We start from the raw sequence: 11468 nt of genomic DNA, 5'->3' as shown, positions 1-11468 counted from the left end.
CGGAGGATTCGCTCCATATGGTTATGAATTGGTAAATGGAGAATTACAGATTGCAGAGGACGAAGCGGAGATTATTCGTTTGATTTATGACAAATTTATTCATACAAATATGGGAATCTCTGCGATTGCTGCATGGCTGAACCAGCATGGATATAAAAAGAAAAAACGACAGAATAATACATTGGACGCATTTGCCTCTTCCTTTATAAAAGGCGTTCTGGATAATCCGGTATACTGTGGAAAGTTGGCTTATGGACGAAGGAAGAACGAGAAAGTTTCTGGAACAAGAAATGAATATCGCATTGTAAAACAGGAAAATTATATGCTGCATGATGGTATCCACGAAGGGATTATTTCAGAAACAGATTGGGAGCTGGCACATCAAAAACGGGAAAAAACAGGTGTGAAATATGAAAAAACGCATAGTCTGGATCATGAGCATATCTTATCTGGAATATTGAGATGTCCGTTATGTGAAAGCGGTATGTATGGGAACGTGAACCGAAAGAAAAAGAAAGACGGAACCTTATATAAAGATTATTTCTATTATGCCTGTAAACATCGTCGTCTGGTAGACGGTCATAAATGTGGATATCGTAAACAATGGAGCGAGGAGAAGATTAACAATGCAGTGGAAGAAGTTATCCGGAAGCTGGTGAAGAATCCGAAATTTGAAGAAGCAATTCTGAATAAAATCGGTTCAAGAATTGATACAGAAGAAATAGAAAAAGAGATTGAAGGATTGGAAAAGCAGCACAAGCAGTTGACCGGAGCAAAAGCAAGACTTGGACAGCAGATGGATAGTCTGGATATCATGGATAAATTTTATGAAAAGAAATATCAGGATATGGAGACACGCTTATATCGTCTATATGATGAAATTGAAGGCGTGGAGAACAGTATAGAAGAAGTTAAGAATCGCCTGCTGAATATCCGGCAACAGAAAATATCAGAAGAAAACGTCTATCAATTTCTTTTATATTTTGATAAACTATATGATAAGTTCACCGACCTGGAGAAGAAAGAATTTCTTAACAGCTTTGTGGAACAGGTGGACATTTACGAGCAGGAGCAGCCAGATGGCAGATTCCTGAAGCACATAAAGTTCCGTTTTCCGGTGTATTTTGGAGACAGGGAGACACAGGAACTTTGTTGGGACAACGAAAGCACCGTGGAGACATGTTGCCTTTTGACAAACGAAAACCAGATGCCAAGGTAAAAATAGGCATTGATATGGATGATTATTACCGTATCAGGGAGAATGCTGAAAGCAAATAAACCTTTACAAAACCGAATAATACACTGAATTAAAGCAGGATAGAAGCTGTTGATGCGTTAGAAGATAACGTGTCAGCGGCTTTTTCTTTTTATCTGAAAATCTATTAGTCAAATCTGAAGGGAGTATGCAGCAAGTGATACAGGAGAACTCTTGGAGTGAGTTTTCCAAAATTATCACAAAATGTTTCCTGCTTATTTCTCCTGTCATATAATGTTTTGCAAATTATTTTGCATGGATGTTCGCTGATAATAGGTATTTATGATATCATGTAAAGTAATCGTATTCATTTTTTCTTCAGCAGTTTTTTGGATTTCATTATAGAATCCCTGCAAAGACAACTGAATATTAATGCCAACGCCGCAATCTGGATTGGTATGAGTATCTAAATGAAGCAATGGTTTATCACCTTCAACTGCTTTATAAATATCCAGCAATGTAATCTGGTCTGCTGGCTTTGAAAGAGAAGGACGGGCATGTCCGGCTACACTGGTCATAAGTCCGGCTTTTTTTAGTTTTAACATAAGCTGGCGCACAAAGCCGGGATTTGTATGGACACTTTCTGCAATTGAGGCACTGGAGAGAGATTTTTCCTGGTTGATAGCAATCAGAACCATCACATGGACAGTATCACTTAATTTCGTTGAATATTTCATGATAAGAAACTCCTTGTAGTATAATATAATGATTTTGCTTTCACATTTTTGAGACAAAATATTTCTGGCTTGTTAAAAACATCTCAAGTTCTCAACAGTTCTTTTCAATGTGTTGGGAACTTGTACATATTTTTTATTTTGATGATTGTAAATAATATAATTACAACTATAATAAAATTTAAAGGAAAAGTCAACACAGGAATGAAACTTACGGAGGATTGTATCATATGCTGATCGTAAACATATTTATGAAACCACCAAAATCCTTGCATAAACATTGATTATTATATGATGCGATGAAATATTTACAAAGGAGAGCTTATGGAATACAAAAATCAAACAGAAAATCGTGCATTTCAGGAAATGTTGCAGGCAGCAGTAAAACGGCTGCAAAATCGTTCCGGAGAGGATCTTGCTGCAAAAAGTGGAGCTGTTTTTCATAGCAGCCGAAATGTGCTTGAAGTACTGAGTTTTTATGAAACGATTGAAATTCAACTCCCTGAGTTTCGTATTAACTCAAATATGGATGAATGGCATTATCTGATATTGCTGCATTATCTGGATATGGCCGATGGAATAGAAGGCTCACAGAAGCTCATTACTTTTGGTAACCTGAAAGATGGATTGATTCGAGGAACCAAGTTTGACCGGACTGCAGAGCAGAAACTGGAAAAACTTTTGCAGGATAAAGATCCTGAGAAAATTCAGAAAGCATGTACAAGTCTGGGTGCAGAATTCACAGAGACAAAGGCGGATCTGAGTGCTGTTTTTCCAGTTCTGCCAAGATATCCGGTAACTTTAAAGATATGGTTTGCGGATGAAGAATTTCCTGCATCGGGAAAACTATTTCTTCAAGATCATGCCGATCATTATCTGAGTGTAGAAGATGCGGTAACAGTTGGAGAAATTTTACTGCAAAAATTATCGGAAGCATTTTCTTCCCTCTGATCATGAATCAGAAAACTTTCCAGTCCGGCTTTGATAAATTTGTCGATTACTGTCTGAATCTGTTTCCAGTCATTACAGTGATTGCGGAGCATCAGTCTGTTGATGGAAAGGCAGCCATTCATTTGAAAATAAAAAACCGATTCTGCCTGTTCAAAGGTCAGGAGGCTGTGTGACATAAGCCAGGTCACATAGCCTTCTTTTGTATTTTCTGCTATTTTTTCCAGAAGAATAGGGGCAATTGCATCATCCAGAAACAGTGCCCTGTATTGTGATTCCATCTGTATTTTCTGACAGAACGGATAGGAACAGCTTTTTTGATTTAGACAGAATAAATGATCTACAGTTGTTAACATATCCTGAGTCATATCATTAAAAATATCGGATAATACATCATGGACATCGTAGTAATGAAGATAAAAAGTGCCACGGTTGATTTCAGCATTTTTGCAGATCTCTGTAACTGTAATTTTCGTAAAACTTTTCTGCTTTAACAATTCTAAGAACGTATCTTTTATGGTTTGCCTAGTATAGCGGGTACGGCGATCCTGTTTTCTCGTTTTTTCTGACATTATATACTCCTGTATTATTTGGTATCATATGATTCCTCAACAATTTTTCTGATGTGTTGAGCAGCCATACAAATCTCACAGATTGATTATTGTAATTTATATAGTAACAACTATAATGGGATTTAAAGAAAAAGTCAACAAATTATTCAGAATTTTAGGAGGAAAAACATGGGACATGTAATTGCAGTATCAGGAAAAGGCGGCGTAGGAAAAACAACTCTTTGTGGATTGTTGATCCAGTATTTATGTGAAAGCGGAAAACGTCCGGTCCTGGCGGTGGATGCAGATGCAAATGCAAATTTGAACGAAGTGCTCGGTGTTGAGCCAGAGATCACACTTGGGGAGCTGAGAGAAGAAATTGAGCGGGCAGGTGTCGACCCACGATATCAGATTCCCTCCGGTATGACAAAACAGGCATATCTGGAAATGCGCCTTTCCGATGCAATTGCAGAAGAAGATGATTATGATCTGATGGTAATGGGGCGAACCCAGGGACAGGGCTGTTATTGTTTTGTAAATGGTCTTGTACAGACCCAGGTTCAGAAACTGCAAAGCCATTATCCATATATTGTGGTTGATAACGAAGCGGGTATGGAACACATCAGCAGAGGAATCCTGCCAATGATGGAAGTTGCGATTCTTGTAAGTGACTGTTCCAGAAGAGGTGTTCAGGCAGCCGGACGTATTGCAAAGCTGATGAAGGAATTAAACTTTAAGCCACAAAAGACAGGATTAATTGTGAATCGTGTTCCGGATGGAAAATTGGATGCCGGAACTCTGGAAGAAATCCGAAATCAGGGACTGGAGCTGTTAGGGGTTGTACCACATGATGACCAGGTATATCAGTATGACTGTGATGGAAAGCCGATCATACGGCTTCCGAAAGATTCTCCTGTAAGAAGTGCACTGGGAGAAATTGTAAAGAAGTTAGGATTGTGAGTTGGAGGGTTGAAAGTTTGAAGATTGAGTAAACAGAAATATTATCTGATTTGGTATAACCAATTGCAAAGAAAGGAAAATCTTCATGGGAAATCATTGGACAGAAATAGAAAAATATTTAGAAGACCAGAAGATAGCGCAGGAACTGATTGGAGAATTGAGAGATTTTCACATGCGTTATGAGGTAGAGGATCAGGTAAAGGAACGGGTAGAAAAACCGGATATCCTATTTTATGGGAAAAAGATTCTGGAAATGTCAATAGCAGCGCTTCTTCAGGGAGATAACCTGTTACTTTCCGGTGCAAAAGCTACAGGGAAAAATGTACTATGTGAGACACTGGCATGGATATTCGGAAGACCGGAATACGACATTTCTTTTCATGTAAATACAGACAGTGCCGATCTGATTGGAACGGATACCTTTATAAATAATGAGGTTCGCCTTCGGAAAGGTCCCATCTACCAATGAGCGGAATTTGGAGGATTTGGAATCCTGGACGAAATCAATATGGCAAAAAATGATGCAGTTTCTGTACTGCATGCCACACTGGATCATCGGCGCAGAATCGATATTCCAGGATATAACAGGATTTTACTTCATCCGGCAACACGATTTATCGGCACGATGAATTATGGTTATGCAGGTACCAGAGAGCTAAATGAAGCATTAGTTTCAAGGTTTATGGTAATTGATATGCCTGAAATGGATGAGGATAGTGTCCTTTTTGTATTAAGACAACATTTTCCAGATGGGGAAAAAAGTGCACTGAAAGCTTTTGCAGGGCTGTTTCTGGATTTGCAGATCAAAGCTTATCATGGAGAAATCTCAACAAAATCTCTTGACCTGAGAGGATTGGTTTCTGCTGTAAAAGCAACAAGAAGCGGACTTTCTCCAATTGATGCAATCCAGATGGGGATCATAAATAAAAGTTTTGATGTATTTGAAAAAGAGATCGTAGAAGATGTGGTTTCTACCAGAATCCCATCTTCCTGGACCGGAAAAGACATATGGGGGTAAACTTGTATGGAGGATGTCAGATGGCCGGCGGAACAACTGGAAGAACATCGTCTGGAGATCAGCAATCGTATCAGAAATCTTTTTTGGACAGTCAGTGGTGATTATGATATAGAATTTGAACCGGACACAGAAAAATATGTTTATTCACAACAAACGGTTCTATATGAGGCAGTGAAGCAGGGTGCCTTTGCACGATATTTTGATCAGAAGAAACTTGGCATGTATTTGATGAAAAAATTACATTTTTCTGCTGGAGAAGATATGCTTTTGCCTCTTGCTGGATTATGCATGGATGCTGCAGTGAATTGTTTTATCATTCGAGAACGTTTGGGAACAAAGGAAATCAGAGAACAGGCGTTCAGAGAATTGGAAAAGGCCGAGGAAGAACAGGTATCAGACAAAGCTGGAACAGACCTGATTCACAGGATTAGGCTTCTGTATATAAGGCATGTTCTGGAGAACACAGACGATAAGGGAATGGATCCACAGGCAGAGATTGCATTGTACAAGATTCTATCTCTGAAGAATGCGGAAAATACGGAAGATGTCATAAACGTGATAGATGAGATTTATAATCATGTTCTGGATCCTTCTTTTGAAAAAAGGAATGGAAATCTGGAGAAGATTCTGAATTTACCGGATATGGCATTGGCCAATGATGCGTGGCAGGAATGCATGACAGATGAACAGATGGAAGACATCATTCAAAAATATCTTTCTAATCTCAAAAAAAAGATGATGAGTCTGGATATCAGAAACAAAAAGAAAAAAAGATTTTATTTCTCTCCGGAAAATGAAGAAGTTCCGGAAAGCTCGGAGAATATAAATCCACAGGCAGTGCGACGGATACGGGAATATGTGGAACTGAATTACGGGAAATCGTATCTGAGTGAATCGGAGCAGGCCAGAATCAACCGGAAATTTTGTACAGGAATCCACAAAAACTGTATCCTGTATCTTACAGATGGAATTTTACAGAACCCTGTCATAAAAAATAATCAATACCGTTTTTCTCAGCTGCAGTTTGAAAAAAATAAAGCCTATTATGGAAATAATCACTGGATCATCAAAAGAAATATTTCTGTGTTGGCAGAGTCACTGAAACGGGCATTTATAATCCGAAAGGATGATTCTGTCAGCAGATCTGATGCAGGGCAGCTTGTTCCTGAAAGGTTATGGAAAATTGGAAGAACAGACGATGACAAGTTATTTAATAGAAAAAAGAGATCTGAAGATTCTGAGTTTGTAATAGACGTCCTGATTGATTCCAGTGGTTCCCAAGCTGGCAGACAGGCTCAGGTAGCGGCTCAGGGATATATTATCAGTGAAGCATTAAGCCAGGCAGGAATTCCTCATCGGGTGACAGGATACTGTGCTTTCTGGGGATATACAGTACTTCAGAGATTTCGGGATTATGAAGATCCAAGGGAAACAAATGAAAGAATCTTTCAATTTCGGGCGTATGCCAATAACAGAGATGGGCTTGCACTGAAAACAGTCTGTTCCTCTCTCATGGAGCGACCGGAAAAAAATAAGATTTTAATCGTATTAAGTGATGGAAAACCCTGTGATATGAGCATACAACGACCAGGAACCCGCCAGCCCAAGATCTATGACGGAGAAGGAGCTGTGAAAGATACTGCTTATGAGGTGCGTCGGGCCAGAAATCAGGGAATTTTCGTGATTGGTATTTTTGTAGGGAATGAAGAAGAACTCTCCGTGGAAAAGAGAATCTATGGAAAAGACTTTGCCTATATTCGTAATATCAGCAATTTTTCCCGTATGGTAGGAACTTTTTTGCGAAGACAAATTGATATGGAATGAAAATGGAGAAATCACTATGGGTAAAATTGAATTTGCCAATTGCCAGGATGTAAGAAATCAGAAAAAGATACAGGAATTAGATTGTCCACGCTGTCATGAACCGGGAGGCATTGAAGCCTTTGTGAAAGACGGGATACTTGCAGAGGACGGAGTATGTGATAACTGCGGATATATTCTTCCAGAAGGAACAGAACTGGAGGAAGTGGAGTAAGAAGTATTTAAGGAGATAACAGATGAAAATTGCTGTAACTGGAAAAGGTGGATGTGGAAAAAGTACAGTAACCAGTCTTTTGGCTAAGGCTTTAGCCAGACGAGGAAAAGAAATTTTGGTAATTGATTCCGATGAATCTAATTATGGTCTGCACCGGCAGCTAGGTATGAAGCTTCCCAGAGATTTTACAGACTATTTCGGTGGTAAGCAAAATGTTTTAAATGACATGATGTTATCAAAATTTACTCATCAGTTTTTTGAAGAAACCTGGACTATAAATGATATACCGGAAGATTATTATAGTCTGAAGGACGGTGTAAAACTGATGACCAGTGGAAAAATTCATCAAGCAAATGAAGGGTGTTCTTGTGCTATGGGAACTGTTATGACTCAATTTATCCAAAATCTTAGGCTTACAGAAGATCAATTTGCGCTAATGGATATGGAGGCTGGTGTTGAACACTTTGGACGTGGAATTGATAACGGTGTAGATTTGATATTGATAATCATAGATCCATCCTATGAATCCCTACAGCTTTCCAAAAAAATCGGGGAATTATCGGAAAGTATTCGAAAACCATTTTATTACGTTCTCAATAAAGTAACAAAAGAGAATCAGGAAATGATGTATGAATCTGTATGGAATTCAAGTCGAGTCGCTGTATCTCTTAGTGCGGATCCTAGTATTATGGGAGAGGGACTGATAGGAAAAGAACTATCAGAAAAACCAGATGCTATTGAAAACTTAACAGAATTTCTACTTTCTATTTAATGCGAAATGGAGGAAAAAAGAGAATGATCAGTGTTGAAATGGAAGATGTTCTGGCAGTATTACAATTATGCAAACCGTATATTATCGGTATTATTGCTGCACTTGTAATTGGAATCGTAATTATGATCGCATGCCGCAGAATGTCCAGGGGAAAAAGATTTCTGATAAGGGGAGAAGCTGCGATTGCAATGGCTCTTGCAGTCGTTGTCTGCGTGAATATGATCTGTTTTGGACCAATGGCTACGTTGATTGGACTGGCAAAGGGAAATGGAACTTTAAGCGATGAAACAAATGAAGAAGCTGCGGAAGTGGCAGAAAAAATTATGGAAGACGGAATTGTTCTTCTGAAGAATGAAAGCCTGCTTCCTTTAAATGAAACAAAAAAACTGAATATTTTTGGCTGGGAATCTATTAATCCGGCTTACGGAGGAGCTGGTTCCGGTGGTATTAATGATCTGTATGATATTGTCAGTCTGAATCAGGGACTTGAAAATGCCGGATTTTCTATTAACCAGGAACTGGTTGATTTTTATAACAATTATGGTGCAGATAATCCGGAAATGTCTATCCAGAAACAGAGCTGGACATTACCGGAGCCACCTGTAGATACTTACAGTGCTGAGCTTATTAAAAGCGCGAAAGAATATTCTGATGTGGCAGCTGTGGTTCTTTCCAGAAAAGCAGGTGAAGGTCATAATGATATTCCTATGGATGTAAGAAAAGCAGCATATGATAATAATTCAGATGAATATGATGATTTTCCTGAGGGAGAGCATTATTTACAGCTTTCACAAACTGAGAGAGATATGGTGGATATGGTTTGCTCAAACTTTGATAATGTGATTGTGATTTATAATGGAGCAAATCAGTTTGAACTTGGTTTCGCAGATGAATATCCTCAGATTAAATCTGTTGTATGGTGCCCCGGAACGGGAAATGTGGGATTTAATGCACTTGGTAAAGTATTTTCAGGTGAAGTCAATCCTTCCGGAAAAACACCGGATACATTTATTTATGATATGACAACTGCTCCGTGGTGGAATAATGCAGAAAAAACGGAGTATACAAATCTGGCAGATATGGCCGTTGAAGGAATGAACGCAGGAACTGCGCAGGTGTATGCTCCGGCATTTACCAATTATGTGGAAGGCATTTATGTAGGATACAAGTACTATGAAACAGCTGCACAGGAAGGTGCGATTGATTACGATAAGACTGTACAGTATCCATTTGGATATGGTCTGAGTTACACGGAATTTGAACAGAAAATGGGTGAACTGGAGGAAAAAGACGGACAGATTTCTGTAGATGTAGAAGTAACCAACACCGGAGATGTTGCCGGAAAAGATGTAGTAGAAGTGTATTATAAACCGCCATATACAAATGGCGGAATTGAGAAAGCATCTGCAAATCTGATCGAGTTTGCAAAAACAGATCTGCTTCAGCCGGGAGAATCTCAGATTGTTACAGCTACATTCAGTATAGAAGATATGGCCTCTTATGATGAGAATACTGCAAAAGCATATGTTCTTGAAAAAGGCGATTATATGATTTCTATCAACAGCGATTCACATACTGTGCTGGATCAGAAAACTTATACTGCAGATAAAGATGTAGTATATAAGGGAGAAAATAAAAGAGCATCAGATGATACTGCAGCAACAAATGTATTTGAAGATGCAAAAGGCGATGTGACATATTTATCACGAGCAGATCATTTTGCAAATTATGAAGAGGCTACAGCAGCACCGGCATCTGCAGAGCTGGGTGAGCCATATGTTTCTGAATATCATCTGAACAGCAACTTTGATAAGACTACATACCTCAATGATGAGGATGTAATGCCGACAACGGGAGCAGATAATGGACTTACATTAGCTGATATGCGTGATGCTGATTATGACGATCCTCGTTGGGAAAAACTTCTGGATCAGCTTACTGTTGACGAAATGACAAATATGATTGCAATGGCTGGTTATCAGACAGCAGCCATGGATTCTGTGGGAAAAGTGGCTACACTTGATTTCGATGGACCAGCAGCAATTAATAACAACTTTACAGGAGTTGGTTCTATTGGATTTCCAATTGAAGTTGTGGTTGCTTCCACATGGAATAAGGAACTTGCACAGGCCTGGGGTGAATACATGGGCAAGATCAGTCAGGAAATGGGTGCAGAGGGCTGGTATGCACCAGGTATGAATACTCATAGAACTGCATTTGGAGCAAGAAACTATGAATACTTTTCAGAAGATGGAGTTCTTGCAGGAAATATGGGAGCAAAAGCAGTAGAAGGAGCAAGAAAATATGGAGTTTATTCTTATATCAAACATTTTGCTCTGTATGAGGGAAATGCAAAGATGGTAAGTGTCTGGTCAAATGAGCAGGCAATCCGGGAAATCTATCTGAAACCATTTGAAATTTCTGTAAAACAGGGTGGCGCAAATGCGGTTATGGTTTCCTGGAGCTTCCTTGGAGATAAATGGACTGGAGAAAGCAGTAACCTTATGAATACAGTTCTCAGAGATGAATGGGGATTCAGGGGAATGGCGCTTACAGACTTCTTCCGAAACAATGGTCATGGATTTATGAATGCAGATGCAGCTTTGGCGAATGGAGTAGATGCAATGTTGTCCACATTCAACGGAGAAGAGAACAATGTAGCCAATCCGGAGCATCCAACATCTGTACTTCAGATGAGGAATGCCTGCAAAAATGTCATGTATACAGTTGTAAGCAGCTGGGCTTATGATGGAGAACATGAAGAAACAGGTATGGAAAACTGGAAAAAAGCAGGAATTGGTATCGACATTGTAATAGCACTTTTCATGGCAGGAATGGAAGTACTGGTAATCAGAGGATATAAGAAAAGAAAGAATGCTGAATAAGGATGAAAGTGGGATGGAATCAAAGCTTCGGTTACCTATACAGGTGACAGAGACGGAGCTGAGGTTGTTCAGACGTATGTAAGAAAAGTAGAAGAACAGTTCGAGTATATGTATCGGCTGTTCTTTTTTTATTTTCGAACGTTAAAACGGTAATGTTTATCTTGTGTATAGTAGAACATTAGAGTATAATAAAACCAGTTTTTTGCATAAGTTTAAAAGCCATAATAAGGAAATCGGCAAACCAGATGAAAATCTGGGACGCAAAGCTACAGGGCCTGTAAAATGGCAGCCAGTTGCATGAAATGAGATGCACTGTCTGTTTGACAGTGCTTTTTTTGCGGAATGACTTATCAACAGAAGATGAAAGGAA

General features: G+C 39.1%; 9 protein-coding genes, 1 pseudogene and 1 riboswitch. Of the genes and pseudogenes, 8 read left to right on the top strand and 2 right to left on the bottom strand.

What is annotated here, in order from left to right:
* A partial coding sequence (locus OCV70_RS03845) for a recombinase family protein (RefSeq protein WP_262579248.1) occupies positions 1 to 1219 on the top strand: 1219 nt, incomplete at its 5' end.
* 263 nt (positions 1220 to 1482) lie between these two features.
* Here OCV70_RS03845 and OCV70_RS03840 read toward each other — a convergent pair.
* Entirely contained in the window at positions 1483 to 1932 is a 450-nt protein-coding gene (locus OCV70_RS03840; RefSeq protein WP_173766812.1) for an Rrf2 family transcriptional regulator, read from the bottom strand.
* Positions 1933 to 2253: 321 nt separating this feature from the next.
* Between OCV70_RS03840 and OCV70_RS03835 the strand changes: the two genes are divergently transcribed.
* Positions 2254 to 2880: a DUF3786 domain-containing protein gene (locus OCV70_RS03835; RefSeq protein ID WP_173766810.1), complete on the top strand. Its 627-nt coding sequence runs from the start codon at positions 2254 to 2256 to the stop codon at positions 2878 to 2880.
* On the opposite strand, the gene OCV70_RS03830 is transcribed toward OCV70_RS03835, so the two are convergent.
* Entirely contained in the window at positions 2802 to 3449 is a 648-nt protein-coding gene (locus tag OCV70_RS03830) for a TetR/AcrR family transcriptional regulator (protein ID WP_173766808.1), read from the bottom strand. The genes OCV70_RS03835 and OCV70_RS03830 overlap by 79 nt on opposite strands.
* Positions 3450 to 3617: 168 nt before the next feature.
* Here OCV70_RS03830 and OCV70_RS03825 point away from each other — a divergent pair, with 168 nt between their 5' ends.
* The 6 genes and pseudogenes from OCV70_RS03825 (at position 3618) to OCV70_RS03800 (ending at position 11098) form a co-directional block, all read left to right on the top strand.
* Positions 3618 to 4388 (top strand): ATP-binding protein, encoded by a 771-nt coding sequence (locus tag OCV70_RS03825; protein WP_117455971.1) that lies wholly within the window; start codon positions 3618 to 3620, stop codon positions 4386 to 4388.
* An 85-nt stretch (positions 4389 to 4473) separates the two neighbouring features.
* Positions 4474 to 5406, top strand: a pseudogene (locus OCV70_RS19605) (AAA family ATPase).
* Positions 5407 to 5412: 6 nt separating this feature from the next.
* Positions 5413 to 7230: a cobaltochelatase CobT-related protein gene (locus OCV70_RS03815; protein ID WP_173766806.1), complete on the top strand. Its 1818-nt coding sequence runs from the start codon at positions 5413 to 5415 to the stop codon at positions 7228 to 7230.
* A gap of 16 nt (positions 7231 to 7246) precedes the next feature.
* Positions 7247 to 7441: a hypothetical protein gene (locus OCV70_RS03810; protein WP_015542178.1), complete on the top strand. Its 195-nt coding sequence runs from the start codon at positions 7247 to 7249 to the stop codon at positions 7439 to 7441.
* A gap of 22 nt (positions 7442 to 7463) precedes the next feature.
* A complete protein-coding gene (locus tag OCV70_RS03805; RefSeq protein ID WP_117852337.1) occupies positions 7464 to 8213 on the top strand; it encodes an ATP-binding protein in 750 nt (249 codons plus the stop codon).
* A gap of 23 nt (positions 8214 to 8236) precedes the next feature.
* Entirely contained in the window at positions 8237 to 11098 is a 2862-nt protein-coding gene (locus OCV70_RS03800; RefSeq protein ID WP_173766804.1) for a glycoside hydrolase family 3 N-terminal domain-containing protein, read from the top strand.
* Between the two features lie 225 nt (positions 11099 to 11323).
* A riboswitch (cyclic di-GMP riboswitch) is annotated at positions 11324 to 11399 on the top strand.
* Positions 11400 to 11468 lie beyond the last annotated feature (69 nt).

This window comes from Blautia acetigignens, assembly GCF_025566865.1.
GTDB lineage: Bacteria > Bacillota > Clostridia > Lachnospirales > Lachnospiraceae > Blautia_A > Blautia_A acetigignens.
Note: the sequence above shows the minus strand (reverse complement) of the source record. Positions and strands in the feature narration are given on the sequence as shown.